We start from the raw sequence: 16,221 nt of genomic DNA, 5'->3' as shown, positions 1-16,221 counted from the left end.
ATCCGGCTTAAACTAACACCATGTTTCTTAAACTTTTGCGTTCTGTGGTGATGGGCCTGATCGTTGCGGGTATTTTGCTGGCAGCGATCCCAACACTCCGTATGGGCACCAGTGCCCTGATTGAACATGACAACAGCAATGATGAGGCACCCTTCAGCTTTAATCCGGGTGTGCGTCGTGCTGTGCCTGCGGTAGTCAACGTCTATAACCGCAGCGCGCATGGTAATAACAATCGCGGCATTACCACGCTGGGTTCCGGCGTGATCATGAACGGCAAAGGCTACATCCTTACCAATAAGCATGTCATCAATAATGCCGATCAGATTATCGTCGCCTTACAGGATGGTCGGTTCTTTGAAGCGACGCTGGTCGGTTCCGACGCGATGACCGATCTGGCAGTGCTGAAAATCAGCGCATCAAATCTGCCGGTGATTCCGATCAACCCCAATCGCGTGCCGCATATCGGCGATGTGGTGATGGCGATCGGTAACCCATACAACCTCGGTCAGACGGTGACCCAGGGCATCATCAGCGCCACAGGCCGTGTCGGCCTCAGTTCCTCCGGTCGCCAGAACTTCCTGCAAACTGATGCCTCAATCAACCAGGGTAACTCCGGTGGTGCACTGATCAACTCACTCGGTGAGCTGATGGGCATCAACACCCTGACGTTTGATAAAAGTAACGATGGCGAGACGCCAGAAGGGATTGGTTTTGCCATTCCTACCGTACTGGCAACCAAAATCATGGATAAGTTGATTCGTGATGGCCGGGTGATCCGCGGTTATATCGGCATTACCGGACGTGAGCTGCCGCCGCTGCACGGCCAGGGCAGTACCCTCGATCGTGTTCAGGGCATTATTGTCAGCGACGTCGCGCCAGGTGGTCCCGCCGACCGTGCCGGGATTCAGACCAACGATGTACTGCTGAGCGTCAATGGTAAACCGGCTGTTTCGGCCCAGGAAACCATGGATCAGGTCGCCGAGATTCGCCCCGGCTCGGTGATTGATGTGCAGATTCTGCGTAATGAACAGAAAATGACGCTGCCAGTGACGATTGAGGAATTCCCGCAGAGCGGTAACTGACCGGGCAGAACCCCCATCTCATCCCCTAAATAATTCACGCTACAGGAAAGCGGCAAGGGTGAGAATCCCCAGGAACTTACTCTGGTAAGTGACTGGGGTGAGCAGACGTAGCCAACGCACCTGTAGCGTGAAGTATGACGGGGATTAGCTGCGATCCACCGGGAAGGCGATAACCTCACTCAACGAGTCGGCTTTCAACGCCAACATAATCAGACGATCCACGCCCAGTGCCACGCCAGAACACGCAGGCATGCCGTGCGCCAGTGCATCCAGCAGGTTAGTGTCGATGGGGTGCTGTGGCAGACCACGCGCCGCACGACGGCGATTATCCTGCTCAAAGCGCTGACGTTGCTCGCGGCTGTCGGTTAACTCACGGAAACCGTTCGCCAGCTCTACCCCTTTGTAATACACCTCAAAACGTTCCGCGACGCGGTGATCTTCGGTGCTGATCTCAGCCAGTGCCGCCTGGCTGGCCGGGAAATGGTAGACAAACGTTGGCTTATCGATACCAATTTTCGGCTCGACGCCCAGCATAAACAGCAGCTGCAGCAACGTGTCGCGATCTTCTTCATCACGCGCCAGCTCACCATCACCCAGTTTTTCCGCCGCTTCACGCAACTGCGCTTTATCTGCGGATAACGGGTCCAGTTCCAGATGGCGAATAAACGCCTGCTGATAGGACAGTGATTCTGCGCTATCGCACTCCAGCACCTGTTGCAGCAGATCATCCACTTCATTCATCAGGCGATACATGTCGTAGTGCGGGCGATACCACTCCAGCATGGTGAATTCAGGGTTGTGGTGACGTCCGGCTTCCTCATTACGGAAGCAGCGCCCCATCTGGTAAATCGGGCCACTGCCCGCCGCCAGCAGGCGCTTCATATGGTATTCCGGGCTGGTCATCAGCCACAGATCACGCCCTTCACTGGCACCGGGGCCAACAAAACGCGTCTGGAATGGTACCAGATGGATGTCAGTAATGGTCGCCTGACTCATCGCCGGGGTATCGACCTCCAGCACGCCGCGATCGGCAAAGAAACGTCGAATTTCCGCCATGATAGCGGCACGTTTCAACAAATTGGCAATGGGTGCGCTCGGCTGCCAGCTTGCCGTTTCGCTCATGTTGATGACTCCTTATACAGATAAGGGGTGGAAGTCTACCCGTAATGGCGAGGGCAAACAACGCCGCAGCGCTTACCGGTCACGAGAACATGCCATATCACCACAGGGTCAGAGGGTTTAAAAGCTGCAAAGGCAGGAGCAGACGACATTTGAGATAAAACAGAGGTGGGATGAAAAGCCGGTACGAAACGTGTTCCGCACCGGTAAAACCTTACTGTGCGGTGCGTTGAATCGCCTTGCCGCCCGCTTCTACATCTTCCCCTACACCACGGGTGGTGTTGCAGGCAGAAAGCAGGGTGGAGAGGACCAGTACCGAGAAAATCGCGACAATACTTTTCTTTAACATAACAATATCCTTTTTGGTTGCAGTAAAAGTACAGCTTTTAAAGCATAGTCTTTATACGCAACGCTGCGGCGTCAGCCGCAGAAAAAGGCGTTGTCCTGTCGCTTACTTAGCAGCCCGTGAGATCGCGCCACCCAAATGGGAGACATCTTCACCAAAGCCGTGAAAGGTGTTGCAGGCACTCAATGCCGAGGAGACCAGCAACGCAAAGGCGACGAATTTTGCCAGCTTTTTCATTATTCTGAACTCACTTAAAAAAAAGGCGCATCGAAGGATGCGCCTGATTTGACGATTATTTTACGCGAGAAACGTATTCGCCAGAGCGGGTGTCCACTTTAACCACTTCGCCAATCTGTACGAACAACGGCACTTTAACCACTGCGCCAGTTGCCAGAGTAGCCGGCTTACCGCCAGTACCTGCGGTATCACCTTTCAGGCCTGGATCGGTTTCGATAACTTCAGCTTCGATAAAGTTCGGCGGCTGAACAGCAATGGCTTTGTTGTTCCACAGGGTAACGATACAATCTGCGTTGTCCTGCAACCACTTCTGCACGTCTTCCAGTACCTTAGATTCAACCTGATACTGTTCGAAGCTTTCCGGGTGCATGAAGTAGAAGAAGTCACCGTCGTTGTAAGAATACTGCAGGGTCATATCAACAACGTCTGCGCCTTCGGCAGAATCGGTTGATTTGAAGGTTTTCTCAACGCGAGACCCGGTCAGCAGACGACGCATTTTTACGCGTGCGAATGCCTGGCCTTTACCCGGCTTAACGAACTCACTGGATTCGATGGAATACGGCTCGCCTTCGAACATGATTTTAAGACCGGAACGAAAATCGTTGCTAAGATAAGTCGCCATAAAGGCCCTCTGTAAATATTGAACTGGTAATAGCCAAAAAAATGGCACACATTGTAACCCTAAATCCCCCTTCCAGAGAAGATTGGTTGCAGCAACTTGCTGATGTTGTCACCGATCCTGCTGAATTACTGCAACTTTTAGCTCTCGAACGCCATGCAGAATTGGCCGAAGGCGCTGATGCAAGGCGACTTTTTGCCCTGCGCGTGCCACGGGCGTTTATTCAGCGCATGAAAACAGGCGATGCTCAGGACCCGCTTCTGCTGCAAGTATTAACCAGCCGTCAGGAATTCAATGATGCGCCAGGTTACAGCACCGACCCGCTTGATGAGCAGAGCAGCGTGGTGCCGGGTTTACTGCATAAGTATAGAAACCGCGCACTGTTATTGGTAAAAGGCGGCTGTGCGGTCAACTGTCGTTACTGCTTCCGTCGCCATTTCCCTTATCAGGATAATCAGGGCAACAAACGTAACTGGCAGATAGCGATTGATTATATTGCGGACCATCCTGAGCTGGATGAAATCATCTTCTCGGGTGGCGATCCGTTGATGGCGAAGGATCACGAACTGGCGTGGCTGGTTGATGCGCTGGAAAAAATTCCGCATCTGAAGCGTTTACGCATTCACAGCCGTCTGCCGGTGGTTATCCCGGCGCGCATCACCGAAGGTTTGTGCCAGTTGCTGGCCAATACACGCCTGCAGGTGCTGCTGGTGAGCCATATCAATCATGCGCAGGAAATTGATGATGAACTGCGCTATGGCATGCAGATGCTGAAACGGGCGGGCGTCACCCTGCTGAATCAGAGCGTGCTGCTGCGTGGCGTCAACGATAATGCGCGGAGCCTGGCCGACCTCAGCAATGCGCTTTTCGATGCCGGTATCCTGCCTTATTACCTGCATGTGCTGGACAAGGTACAGGGAGCCGCGCATTTCTTTGTGCCAGACGATGAAGCCCGAGCGCTGGTGCGCGAGCTACTGACCATGGTGTCGGGTTATCTGGTGCCGAAGCTGGCCCGTGAGATTGGTGGCGAACCGAGCAAAACCCCGCTGGATTTGCAGCTACGCCAGGCGTAACCCACAAATAAAAAAAGCCGCATCAGCGGCTTTTTTTACAACGCTACCCTTATGGGCACTTGTAAACCTGGCCAGTCATTTTGCTGTCGAGCGGGGCAAAAGCAGACAGCAGATTCTGCGTTGGGCTGGTTGCACCGTAAATGGTGTTGCCACCCATTTCGGCCGCACGGTTACGCAGGTCATTGGCTGCACCGCGCAGTGAACTGCCCTCACCGCCAGAACCGCTCAGCCAGTTACTCTGTGAACCGGTGACATTTCCCAGAAGCTGACATTGGCTGCCCGGCTGCTGATCGACGAAGGTCACGCGCTCGCCGCCAGAACTCAGTTGATTTGAGCTGCTGCAGCCCGCCAGCAGAAGGCTACCGACTGCCAGTCCGAGCAAGAGGTTAATCCGCATTGTAATCCCCATTTATTATCATCTGTATCGGGCGGCAGCGTAGCAGAAAAGCGCATATTTTTTCTGAACATTCATTGCCCTAACCCGGAAAGCCGAAGTATTGCGCCCTTACTTATACCCTTTCGCCAGCAAAAGAAAAACCCCTGACCGTTTCCGATCAGGGGTTCTCAGATAACAAAAGCAGCCGGGGGGGGGCGATTACATCATGCCGCCCATACCGCCCATGCCACCCATACCGCCAGCGCCGCCGCCTAAGTCAGGTGCGTCGCCTTTCGGCAGGTCAGTAACCATACATTCGGTGGTGATCATCAGACCAGCTACAGAAGCCGCGTACTGCAGAGCAGAACGGGTTACTTTGGTCGGATCCAGGATACCGAAGTCGATCATGTTGCCGTATTCTTCGGTCTGCGCGTTGTAACCGTAGTTACCGTCACCCGCTTTCACGTTGTTGGCAACCACAGACGGTTCTTCACCGGCGTTAGACACGATCTGACGCAGCGGAGCTTCCATAGCGCGCAGCGCAACTTTGATACCAACGTTCTGGTCTTCGTTCTGGCCAGTCAGCTCAGTCAGCTCAGCAGCAACGCGCACCAGGGCAACACCACCACCAGCAACCACGCCTTCTTCTACCGCAGCACGGGTCGCGTGCAGGGCATCTTCAACGCGAGCTTTCTTCTCTTTCATTTCAACTTCAGTTGCGGCACCCACTTTCAGCACGGCTACGCCGCCTGCCAGTTTCGCTACACGCTCCTGCAGTTTTTCTTTGTCGTAGTCAGAAGTCGCTTCTTCGATCTGCTGACGAATCTGCGTCACGCGACCAGAGATAGCAACTTCGTCACCCACACCGTCGATGATGGTGGTGGTGTCTTTGTTGATCACAACGCGTTTTGCCTGGCCCAGATCTTCCAGTGCCGCTTTTTCCAGCTCCATACCGATCTCTTCAGAGATCACAGTACCGCCAGTCAGGATAGCGATATCCTGCAGCATCGCTTTACGACGGTCGCCGAAGCCCGGTGCTTTCACCGCAGCCACTTTCACGATGCCGCGCATGGTGTTAACCACCAGCGTCGCCAGCGCTTCGCCTTCCACATCTTCAGCGATGATCAGCAGCGGTTTGCCAGCTTTGGCAACAGCTTCCAGCACCGGCAGCATTTCGCGGATGTTAGAGATTTTCTTGTCAGCCAGCAGAATGAACGGGCTTTCCAGTTCAACAGCACCGGTTTCCGGCTTGTTGATGAAGTACGGAGAGAGGTAGCCACGGTCGAACTGCATACCTTCAACCACGTCCAGCTCGTCCTGCAGACCGGTACCTTCTTCAACGGTGATAACGCCTTCTTTACCCACTTTTTCCATCGCCTGAGCGATCAGGGTACCGACGCTTTCATCGGAGTTAGCAGAAATGGTACCAACCTGAGCAATCGCTTTGGAATCAGAGCACGGAACAGACAGCGCTTTCAGCTGCTCAACAGCAGCCACAACGGCTTTGTCGATACCACGCTTCAGGTCCATCGGGTTCATACCAGCCGCAACCGCTTTCAGACCTTCGTTAACGATAGCCTGTGCCAGGACGGTAGCGGTGGTGGTGCCGTCGCCTGCTGCGTCGTTCGCTTTAGAGGCAACTTCTTTCACCATCTGCGCACCCATGTTTTCGAACTTGTCTTCCAGCTCGATTTCACGCGCAACAGAAACGCCATCTTTGGTGATGGTCGGTGCACCAAAAGATTTATCCAGAACCACGTTACGGCCTTTCGGGCCCAGGGTAACTTTTACTGCATCTGCCAGTACGTTCACGCCACGCAGCATTTTTACGCGTGCGTCATTACCGAATTTTACGTCTTTAGCTGCCATTTCAAATATCCCTTAAATTCGTTTCGTTCAGTGAATTACGCGTAAAAAATTACGCTTCAACAATCGCCAGAATGTCGCTTTCAGAGATGATCAGAACTTCTTCATTGTCGATCTTCTCGGTTTTTGCGCCGTAACCTTCGTTGAAAATCACCACGTCGCCCACTTTAACGTCCAGTGGCAGGATGTTGCCGTTTTCCAGGATACGGCCTTTACCTACCGCAACCACTTCACCACGGGTTGATTTGCCTGCCGCAGAACCGGTCAGAACGATGCCGCCAGCTGATTTTGCTTCAACTTCTTTACGCTTGACGATCACGCGATCATGTAACGGACGAATTGACATGTGATAGCTCTCCTTTAGAAAGTCCAATCATTCAGTTTTAGGGGTTGAACGCCGGGCTACATGGCTTCCGGCCTCGTGGTGGAAGAGATTAGGGCTAATAAGAAGGCTTTCAAGGGGGAAAATAGAAAAAATTTTCGTTTCTGTAACAGATGGCGAAATTCCCGACAAAAAAGGCGGCTTGCGCCGCCTTTGATATTTATTACTGGTCTTTGTCGTGGCCGATACGGTCACTGTCTTTACGCTCATACTCGCCATCGACGGTAAAGCCACTATCCGGCCCGGCTCCCGGCCCCCGCCAGACCCGCAAATGCGGCATCAGTTTCAGCGTCAGGTGTTTCTGCACCGGCGGCAGCAATAGTAACAGGCCAAGGAAGTCGGTGAAAAAACCCGGCAACAGCAGCAGAAAGCCGGAAATAATCAGCGAGACACTTTTCACCATCTCCGCTGCCGGGCTTTCGTTACGCGCCAGCTTCTCCTGCATCAGCATGAAGTTTTTCACACCCTGATTTTTTACCAGTGACACCCCGATACAGGAGGTGAAAATCACCAGCAGCATAGTGAGCAGCACGCCCAGCACATGCGCGACCTTGATGAAAAGCGTGATCTCAATCCAGGCCAGTACAAAAAAAATCACAAACGGTAACCAGCGCACCGATATCTCCTGTGAGTTAGGGCTACCTCGCTTCATGCCAGGCAGCAGAATGGGATGGTCAAAGGGACCGTATAAAAAGAGATGGTCATCCGGACCGTTGTTTTCAACCGATCCTGCCGAATTTTTCCAGCCGGGTTAAAATTGTGACAAACATCACGTATCGTTATTACCGGTACGTCTGCAAAACCCCGTAAAGTGATCTGTGCACAGGCTTTTCTGGAATGACAGAATATGATCGTGCTCGCCAGACCGAAGATGGATAAAATGTCGGCGCTGGTATTCCACGACAATATAATTGCATCACCTGCACGTGACTCGCCGTCCGAATCTGATCGCCTCAGAGTACGCCCGGCAGCCACTCAGCAGCAATAATAAGAAGGTAATCATGGCGAACAACATTCGTATCGAAGAAGACCTGCTAGGCATGCGTGAAGTACCTGCCGACGCCTACTACGGTGTTCATACTCTGCGTGCGATTGAAAATTTTTATATCAGTAACAGTAAAATCAGTGACATACCCGAATTCGTTCGCGGTATGGTGATGGTAAAGAAAGCCGCCGCCCTTGCTAATAAAGAGCTGCAAACCATCCCGCGCAATATCGCCAATACCATTATTCAGGCCTGCGATGAGGTACTGAACAATGGCAAATGCATGGATCAGTTCCCGGTTGACGTCTACCAGGGCGGTGCCGGTACCTCCGTCAACATGAACACCAACGAAGTGCTGGCCAACATCGGTCTGGAACTGATGGGGCACCATAAAGGTGACTACCAGTATCTGAACCCTAACGATCACGTGAATAAGTGTCAGTCTACCAACGATGCTTACCCCACCGGTTTCCGTATTGCCGTTTACACCTCTATCCTGAAACTGATTGATGCTATCAATCAACTGGGTGAAGGCTTCCAGCGCAAAGCGGTCGAGTTCGAAAATATTCTGAAGATGGGCCGTACCCAGTTGCAGGATGCCGTGCCGATGACCCTCGGTCAGGAGTTTCATGCCTTCAACGTGCTGCTGAATGAAGAGACGCGCAGCGTCCTGCGTACGGCGGAACTGTTGCTGGAAGTGAACCTGGGCGCAACCGCCATCGGTACACGTCTGAACACGCCTGACGGCTACCAGCAGCTGGCTGTGCAGCGTCTGGCGGAAGTCAGTAACCTCCCGGTGGTCCCGGCGGAAGATCTGATTGAAGCCACCTCAGACTGCGGTGCCTACGTCATGGTGCATTCCTCTCTGAAACGCCTGGCGGTGAAACTGTCGAAAATCTGTAACGACCTGCGCCTGCTGTCATCGGGTCCTCGCGCCGGTCTGAACGAGATCAACCTGCCTGAACTGCAGGCCGGTTCATCCATCATGCCAGCCAAAGTTAACCCGGTGGTGCCGGAAGTGGTCAACCAGGTGTGCTTCAAAGTGATTGGCAACGACACCACGGTAACTATGGCCGCCGAAGCGGGCCAGTTACAGCTCAACGTGATGGAGCCGGTTATCGGTCAGGCGCTGTTTGAATCCATCAGCATCCTGACCAACGCCTGTTACAACCTGCTGGAGAAATGCGTGAATGGCATCACCGCCAACAAAGCGGTGTGTGAAGCCTACGTGTTCAACTCAATCGGTATCGTGACTTACCTCAACCCTTACATCGGCCACCACAACGGTGACATCGTCGGGAAGATCTGTGCCGAAACCGGTAAAAGCGTACGGGAAGTGGTGCTGGAACGAGGCCTGCTCACCGAAGCCGAACTGGACGATATCTTCTCCATTCAGAACCTGATGTTCCCGGCCTATAAAGCCCGCCGCTACACCGACGAAAACGAACAATAATCCATTCTGGATCACGTTGTCGTAAGCACGCCCGTATAAAATGCGGGCGTGCTTTTTTTTGGCGACTACAACTAACAGATGTCGCATTTCAGGGAGTGAAAAAGATGGTGCTAGTGGAGTTATTGATCGTCCTGCTGGCGATCTGGCTGGGTGCGCGTCTCGGCGGGATCGGCATTGGTTTCGCCGGGGGTCTCGGCGTGCTGGTACTGACGCTTTTTTTTGGCATGAAACCCGGCGCAATCCCCTTCGATGTCATTGAAATCATCATGGCGGTGATCGCCGCGATTGCCGCTATGCAGGTGGCAGGCGGCATGGATTATCTGGTGAGTCTGGCCGAGCGCCTGCTGCGCCGCCATCCGCGCTACGTGACCCTGCTGGCACCGCTGGTGACTTATCTGATGACCTTGTTGGCAGGCACCGGGCACACCGCCTTCTCGACGCTGCCGGTCATTGCGGAAGTGGCAAAAGAACAAGGTGTGCGCCCTTCGCGCCCGCTGGCCATCGCCGTGGTGGCGTCGCAGATTGCGATTACCGCCTCACCGATTTCGGCCGCCGTGGTGTTTTTTGCCTCACTGCTGGAACCGCGCGGCGTCAGTTATCTGGCTCTGCTCGGCGTCGCTGTGCCCTCGACTATGCTGGCGATCTTCTGCGCCGCCATAGTGACCAATTTCCTTGGTAAGGAACTGAAAGACGATGAAGTCTACCAGGCCCGGCTGGCAAAGGGGGAAGTGACGTTACGCGGTGCGCAGGTATTTGACCTCAAACCCGGGGCAAAACGTTCCGTTCTGCTATTCCTGATTGGCATTGCCGCCGTGGTGCTGTACGCCACCGCCATCAGCGACAGCGTTGGGCTGATTGCCCACCCGGTACTGCCACGCAATGAAGCCATCGTGGTGTTTATGCTGACCATAGCGACGCTGATTTGTCTGACCTGTAAAATCGATACCGGTGAGATCCTCAGCGCCAGCACCTTCAAATCCGGCATGAGCGCCTGTATCTGCGTGATGGGCGTCGCCTGGCTGGGTGATACCTTTGTCAAAGCGCACCTCAATAACATTCAGACCCTGGCGGGCGATATGTTGCAAAGCTACCCGTGGATGCTGGCGCTGGTACTGTTCTTTGCTGCCACCCTGCTGTATTCGCAGGCCGCCACCACCAAGGCGCTGATGCCTGCCGCACTGCTGCTGGGGGTCTCTCCCCATGCTGCTATCGCCTCATTTGCCGCGGTCTCAGCCTTGTTTGTGTTGCCGACCTACCCCACCCTGCTGGCAGCGGTGGAAATGGACGACACCGGTTCCACACGCATTGGCAAGTATGTGTTCAATCACTCCTTTATCGTGCCCGGGGTGCTGGCTATCGCTCTCTCGGTGCTGTTTGGCTTCCTGCTTGGCGGCCTGATCCTGTAACGCGGTTACATCCTGTAAACCTTGTGTTTATCAGGCCATGTTATCATCCACCCTTTCGCCACCGGAGCCTGCCGATGAGCATCCATTCTGCGGTCGTCGTGCTGTGCACGGCCCCGAACCAGGACATTGCTGAACAACTGGCCGCCAGCGCGCTCGCCGCGAAACTGGCAGCCTGTGTCACGCTGTTGCCAGGTGCCACCTCGTTTTATGTCTGGCAAGGCAAACTGGAGCAGGCCAGCGAAGTTCAGATGTTGCTGAAGTGCGACACCCAACATCAGCAAGCGCTGATGGATTTGCTTAAAGCGGCGCATCCTTATGATGTGCCGGAATTGCTGGCGCTGCCGGTACAACATGGAGACAGTGAATACTTGTCATGGTTGCACGCATCTCTCGCCTGATCGGCATCTGCCTGGCGCTGTTTATCAGCCTGTCAGCGCAGGCATCTATTTTTTCGCCCAATAACAACAGCCGCTTTGTGCCGGTTGACCAGGCCTTCGGCTTCGATTTCAGCCAGCAGGGCAATCAACTGACGCTGAGCTGGAAAGTGAAATCCGGCTATTACCTTTATCGTCAGCAAATTCACATCACGCCGCAAAAGGCCCAGCTGGCACCGCTGGTGCTGCCACAGGGTCAACCTCATGAAGATGAGTTCTATGGCAAAAGTGAAATCTACCCGCAGGATTTACACCTGCCGATAACCCTTCATCAGGCCAGCGCAGGTGCCACCCTGACGGTCACTTATCAGGGCTGTGCAGCTGCCGGTTTCTGCTATCCGCCGGAAACACGCTCCGTGCCGCTAAATGCCGTGGCGGCCAATAACGCCGCCCCGGCAGTAAGTGCGCAACCGGGCCACCAGGCTACGCCGCTGCCGTTCTCGCCGTTGTGGGCACTGCTGATTGGTATTGGCGTCGCCTTTACGCCCTGCGTGCTGCCGATGTATCCGCTTATCTCCAGCATTATTCTCGGCGGACCGCGTCGTTTCTCGCTGGGACGGCTGTTTGCCCTGGCGATGGTGTATGTACAGGGCATGGCGCTGACTTATACCCTGCTCGGGGTGGTGGTCGCGGCGGCGGGCTTACGCTTCCAGGCGGCATTGCAGCACCCTTATGTGCTGATTGCTCTCTCGCTGCTGTTTATCGTGCTGGCGCTGTCGATGTTTGGCCTGTTTACTCTGCAACTGCCCGCCAGTCTGCAAACACGCCTGACGCTGTGGAGCAACCGCCATCAGGGCGGTTCGCTGCCAGGGGTGTTTATGATGGGCGCGCTGGCAGGGCTGATCTGTTCCCCCTGCACCACTGCGCCACTTAGCGCCATCCTGTTGTATATCGCGCAAAGCGGCAATTTGCTGGCCGGTGCCGGTACCTTGTGGCTGTACGCCTTCGGTATGGGCTTGCCGCTGATTGCCATCACGCTGTTCGGCAATAAATTGCTGCCGAAAAGCGGCCCGTGGATGCAAAGCGTCAAAGAAGGTTTCGGTTTCGTCATCCTCGCGCTGCCGGTGTTCCTGCTAGAGCGCGTGGTGGGTGACGTGTGGGGCATGCGCCTGTGGAGCCTGCTCGGTGTGGCGTTCTTTGCCTGGGCGTTCCGCCTGAGCCTGGGTTTGCAGGGGAAATGGCGCATCGCACAAATTGTGCTGCTGGCCGCGGCGCTGGTTTCGGTCCGCCCTATACAGGATTGGGCGTTCGGCAGCAGCCAGGAACACACTGTCGCGCACCTGCCATTCCAGCCGATTGCCAGCAGCCAGCAACTGGATAGTGCACTGCAACAGGCCCAGGGACGCGTTACCATGGTTGATCTGTATGCTGACTGGTGTGTCGCCTGTAAAGAGTTTGAGAAATATACCTTTAGCGACGACAAGGTGCGCAGCGACCTGAGTCAGGTGCAGTTGTTGCAGGCGAACGTCACCGCTAATAGCGCGCAGGACAACGCCCTGTTGCAGCATTTGCAGGTACTGGGCTTGCCCACCATTTTGTTCTTCGATACGCAAGGTAAAGAAATCCCCAACTCCCGCGTGACCGGCTTCCTGAGCGCTGATGAATTTCGCGCGCATTTGCACAATCTGCCGCGTTAAACGACACTGGGCATGACACCGCCCGTTCGCCTACCGAACGGGCCGCATACCAGAGGAGAGTCACTTGCAACGTGAACAGATACTCGAGCATGCGTTAAATGTGCTTGAACAGAGCGGCCTCGCCGCAACCACCTCGCTGCAACAGCTGGCCGGAGAAACCGATCTATCGCCTCAGCAATTACAACGCTACTGGCCGGATCGTGATGCCCTGCTGTATGACGCCCTGCGCTACCACGCCCAGCAGATTGATAGCTGGCGACGCCAGGTGCAGCTTAACGAGCATCTGACGGGTGCGGAAAAGCTGCTGGCACGCTACGAAGTGCTGGCAGAGCACGTCAGCAAAGGGCGTTTCCCCGGTTGCCTGTTTATTGCCGCCTGTAGCTTCTATCCACAGCCCGATCAGCCGGTTCATCAGCTGGCAGAACAGCAGAAACGCGCCTCCTGGCAGTTTACCCACGAGATTCTGGTCAATCTTGAGCTGGATAACCCGCCAATGGTTGCCGATCAGATGGAGTTGATTCTTGAAGGCTGCCTGAGCAAGCTGCTGGTGAAGCGTAACGTGCATGATGTCGCGATGGCGCGCCATCTGGCTGAAGACGTGTTGAGCATCGCGCTGTGCCGCAAGAACGGCGCGCTATCCTGACGATTTTGGCCGTTCTGCCTGAAAAGCAGGCAATCAATCACGTTTCCTCCGGTTTTTTCGCGAAAGCCGTTGACGATCGTAAGCCATTAGGGTTTAATGCGCCCCGTTGCCCGAATAGCTCAGTCGGTAGAGCAGGGGATTGAAAATCCCCGTGTCCCTGGTTCGATTCCGGGTTCGGGCACCAAAATTCAGAAAACCCAGCCTTATGGCTGGGTTTTTGCTTTTTAGCCCCCGCCTGTCAGCAGCTATCGCCGGTTTACATTAGCTAACGCTTTGTAAATAAAAATTCGGTACTTTCAGTACCAATATCTCAGAAATTTTTATAGCATAATTATTACATCCGTGAAGTTCGCTACTCAAAACCCCACAGGGAATAATCCTGAATCCGCGAATTTAAATAACGATGAACTCGACTACCTTCTGGTAAGATAGTATTTCATATCAGAGATACCTGACCGGTTCGGAAAAATATCAAAAAACACCTGCTGATACTCTTTCTACAGAAACCGTCTGATAAAAATATTATTTTGCCTTCCATCCATTTTATAAATTTTGATAATTTCACAGGGGAAATATATGGACAAGATGACAAATTCGAAAACCCGTCGCAAACACATTCGCTTCTCGCATTCATTGCTCGATCAGATTGAGGCCAGCATGGGGAGTGAAAATAGCCAGAACTTCTCAGCCTGGGTGGTGGATGCCTGCCGTCTTAAGGTGCGGGAAGTACAGAAGAATCTGAAAAAGGATTAGTCGCAGCCTTTCTTGTAATATTTATCCAGCTTAGCAGCAGAAAAAGGAATAGTTCAGGATGAAGTATTGGTTGGATATAACAGATTTTTGGCGAAGGGTAATATCAAACATGAATTAAAGGCCTGTCAGGATAATAATCCAATCCGTCACAGGCCTTTTATTTTACGCGCCTTCAAGCACCAGTCGGCTATCAGCAAGCATTAATGGCTGAATCTGATGCGTAACCAACAACGTGGTTTTTCCTTTTACCAGTTCCTTCAGCGCATTCAGCACCATTTCCGTATTCGTGGCATCCAAACCTTCCGTCGGTTCATCCAGCAAAATAATCGGTGCATGCGACAGGAATGCGCGGGCAATGGAAATTCTGCGAGCCTGTCCGCCAGAAAGACGCGCCCCGAGTTCCCCGACCAGCGTATCCAGCCCATGCGGGAAGGCCCGCACTTCTTCTGCCAGTGAAGCCTGGTTGAGTGCCTGCCATAAAACGTCATCATCCGCGTCAGGGGCAACCAGCCGCAGGTTGTCGCGAATCGACGCATTAAACAGATAGGTTTTTTGCCCGACCACTGAAATAGCCTGGCGCAATACCTCGTCAGACAGATCGGTTACTTCACTGCCGCCAATCGCAACGCTGCCCTTATCGCAACGCCAGAAACCCTGAATCAGGTTGAGAATCGTGGTTTTGCCCGCCCCGCTTGGGCCAAGGATGGCAAGGCAATGCCCCGCAGGAACGTGAAAGCTCAGTGAGTCGAACACTGCCGGATGTTCTGGGGCATAACGCATGGTTACCGCTGAAAACGTCAGGTCAAAGGTTTCAGGCATCGGGCTGGCTGCGGGCAACTCGACGGCAGGTGCCAGTTCTGCCAGAGAAAAAATACGGCGTGCCGCTTCGCGGGTGACGCCCAGCGCGGCAAAGGCGGTCGGCAATGCGGCCACGGCTTCCGCGCTGGCGAGCACGGCAAACAACAGCATCACGATGTCGTTACCGGCCAGGCCGCCTGCATGCCCCGCGCTAACCAGCAGGATAAAGGCGCAAAACATGCCGATCTGACCCGCGAGGGCTGACAGCACGCTACCCAATGCGCCGATCCAGGCCTGCTGACGCTGTGCAGCAATCAGCTTTTGCGAAAGCTGCGACAAATGGCGGGCCTGGCGACTGACGGCACCTGCAATCTGCAACTCACCCAGACCGCGGATTAGATCGGTCGAAGCCACCTGGATCGATGCACGTAAGCCCGCAACCGCGTTGCCGCTGGTCCGGGTACGTGCCACCACCACGAGGGGGACAATAACGCCGGCCAGCACCAGCATGGCGGCATCAATAGCCGCGACGCCCGGAGAAAACCAGAACAATACGCACAGAATCACAATGGATGAGATCAGCCCGGCAACGGCAGGCGCAAAGATTCTGAGATAAAAGTTGTCGAGGCTATCAATATCTGCCCGCAGGCGAGCCAGCACATCGCCATCGCGAAATGCCTGCAATCGCGCCGGGGCCAGAGGCTCAAGATGCTGATAGAACCACACACGTAAAACCGACAGCAGCCGTAATGTTGCATCGTGCGTGACCAGTCGCTCAAGATAGCGTGCGATGGTACGCAGCACGGCTAAGCCACGAATGGCGGCAGCAGGCGCGAAGAATTCCAGCGTCAGTGCTCCCATGCCAGCCAGCGCCATCGAAGTGATAAACCAGCCAGACAGTGCCAGCAACGTGACGTTAGACAGGATGACGACCACAGATAGACCAATGCCGAGCGCCATGCGCCAGCGCCAGGGGCGTGCCAGCTGCAATAAATGTCGTAAGTCATTCATG

At 54.4% G+C, this 16,221-nt stretch carries 17 protein-coding genes and 1 tRNA gene; 9 read left to right on the top strand and 9 right to left on the bottom strand.

Translation table 11 applies throughout. The features are described from left to right. Nucleotides 1-20 precede the first annotated feature (20 nt). Nucleotides 21-1,082 (top strand): outer membrane-stress sensor serine endopeptidase DegS, encoded by a 1,062-nt coding sequence (gene degS, locus AC6I8X_RS02510; protein ID WP_313689125.1) that lies wholly within the window; start codon nt 21-23, stop codon nt 1,080-1,082. A gap of 144 nt (nt 1,083-1,226) precedes the next feature. On the opposite strand, the gene epmA is transcribed toward degS, so the two are convergent. From epmA to efp, 4 genes are all read right to left on the bottom strand, one after another. Continuing rightward, nucleotides 1,227-2,204 (bottom strand): elongation factor P--(R)-beta-lysine ligase, encoded by a 978-nt coding sequence (gene epmA / locus AC6I8X_RS02505; RefSeq protein ID WP_208713811.1) that lies wholly within the window; start codon nt 2,202-2,204, stop codon nt 1,227-1,229. Between the two features lie 211 nt (nt 2,205-2,415). Then, nucleotides 2,416-2,550, bottom strand: a complete 135-nt coding sequence (locus tag AC6I8X_RS02500; RefSeq protein ID WP_299457914.1) for an entericidin A/B family lipoprotein — start codon at nt 2,548-2,550, stop codon at nt 2,416-2,418. 102 nt (nt 2,551-2,652) lie between these two features. Beyond that, entirely contained in the window at nt 2,653-2,784 is a 132-nt protein-coding gene (locus AC6I8X_RS02495; protein WP_013507637.1) for an entericidin A/B family lipoprotein, read from the bottom strand. A gap of 55 nt (nt 2,785-2,839) precedes the next feature. Next, a complete protein-coding gene (efp, locus tag AC6I8X_RS02490) occupies nt 2,840-3,406 on the bottom strand; it encodes an elongation factor P (RefSeq protein WP_084872120.1) in 567 nt (188 codons plus the stop codon). A gap of 41 nt (nt 3,407-3,447) precedes the next feature. On the opposite strand from efp, the gene epmB reads away from it, so the two are divergent. Then, complete coding sequence (epmB, locus tag AC6I8X_RS02485; RefSeq protein WP_497840516.1) at nt 3,448-4,476, top strand: EF-P beta-lysylation protein EpmB; 1,029 nt, start codon at nt 3,448-3,450, stop codon at nt 4,474-4,476. 49 nt (nt 4,477-4,525) lie between these two features. On the opposite strand, the gene AC6I8X_RS02480 is transcribed toward epmB, so the two are convergent. The 4 genes from AC6I8X_RS02480 to AC6I8X_RS02465 all read right to left on the bottom strand — a co-directional run bounded on the left by AC6I8X_RS02480 (nt 4,526) and on the right by AC6I8X_RS02465 (nt 7,716). Further along, nucleotides 4,526-4,873 (bottom strand): DUF4156 domain-containing protein, encoded by a 348-nt coding sequence (locus AC6I8X_RS02480; protein WP_299457920.1) that lies wholly within the window; start codon nt 4,871-4,873, stop codon nt 4,526-4,528. Between the two features lie 198 nt (nt 4,874-5,071). Then, nucleotides 5,072-6,721: a chaperonin GroEL gene (groL, locus tag AC6I8X_RS02475; RefSeq protein WP_416410283.1), complete on the bottom strand. Its 1,650-nt coding sequence runs from the start codon at nt 6,719-6,721 to the stop codon at nt 5,072-5,074. A gap of 49 nt (nt 6,722-6,770) precedes the next feature. After that, nucleotides 6,771-7,064, bottom strand: a complete 294-nt coding sequence (locus AC6I8X_RS02470; protein WP_013507632.1) for a co-chaperone GroES — start codon at nt 7,062-7,064, stop codon at nt 6,771-6,773. Between the two features lie 199 nt (nt 7,065-7,263). After that, nucleotides 7,264-7,716, bottom strand: coding sequence for an FxsA family protein (locus AC6I8X_RS02465; protein WP_208617275.1), 453 nt, complete (start codon nt 7,714-7,716; stop codon nt 7,264-7,266). A 385-nt stretch (nt 7,717-8,101) separates the two neighbouring features. Between AC6I8X_RS02465 and aspA the strand changes: the two genes are divergently transcribed. The 7 genes from aspA (at nt 8,102) to AC6I8X_RS02430 (ending at nt 14,411) form a co-directional block, all read left to right on the top strand. Further along, nucleotides 8,102-9,538 carry an aspartate ammonia-lyase gene (gene aspA, locus AC6I8X_RS02460; protein ID WP_084872109.1) on the top strand — a complete coding sequence of 479 codons (1,437 nt, stop codon included), beginning with the start codon at nt 8,102-8,104 and terminating at the stop codon, nt 9,536-9,538. Nucleotides 9,539-9,642: 104 nt separating this feature from the next. Then, nucleotides 9,643-10,944 (top strand): anaerobic C4-dicarboxylate transporter, encoded by a 1,302-nt coding sequence (locus AC6I8X_RS02455; RefSeq protein WP_313689206.1) that lies wholly within the window; start codon nt 9,643-9,645, stop codon nt 10,942-10,944. A 74-nt stretch (nt 10,945-11,018) separates the two neighbouring features. Further along, a complete protein-coding gene (gene cutA / locus AC6I8X_RS02450; RefSeq protein WP_313689204.1) occupies nt 11,019-11,342 on the top strand; it encodes a divalent cation tolerance protein CutA in 324 nt (107 codons plus the stop codon). Next, nucleotides 11,318-13,015 carry a protein-disulfide reductase DsbD gene (locus tag AC6I8X_RS02445; protein WP_497840515.1) on the top strand — a complete coding sequence of 566 codons (1,698 nt, stop codon included), beginning with the start codon at nt 11,318-11,320 and terminating at the stop codon, nt 13,013-13,015. Before cutA ends, AC6I8X_RS02445 begins: the two co-directional genes overlap by 25 nt. Nucleotides 13,016-13,079: 64 nt before the next feature. Further along, on the top strand, nt 13,080-13,658 hold the full coding sequence (gene dicD / locus AC6I8X_RS02440) for a division control transcriptional repressor DicD (protein WP_299457968.1): 579 nt from the start codon (nt 13,080-13,082) through the stop codon (nt 13,656-13,658). Nucleotides 13,659-13,766: 108 nt separating this feature from the next. After that, nucleotides 13,767-13,842, top strand: a tRNA-Phe gene (locus tag AC6I8X_RS02435). A gap of 392 nt (nt 13,843-14,234) precedes the next feature. Then, nucleotides 14,235-14,411: a YlcI/YnfO family protein gene (locus AC6I8X_RS02430; protein ID WP_299457971.1), complete on the top strand. Its 177-nt coding sequence runs from the start codon at nt 14,235-14,237 to the stop codon at nt 14,409-14,411. Nucleotides 14,412-14,573: 162 nt separating this feature from the next. Here the strand turns inward: AC6I8X_RS02430 and cydC are convergent, their stop codons facing one another. Further along, entirely contained in the window at nt 14,574-16,220 is a 1,647-nt protein-coding gene (gene cydC, locus AC6I8X_RS02425) for a thiol reductant ABC exporter subunit CydC (protein ID WP_497840514.1), read from the bottom strand. Between the last annotated feature and the right edge of the window lies 1 nt (nt 16,221).

Source organism: Pantoea sp. X-Soil-TKNS-1280, from assembly GCF_059730475.1.
This window is presented reverse-complemented; position numbering and strand designations above follow the sequence as displayed.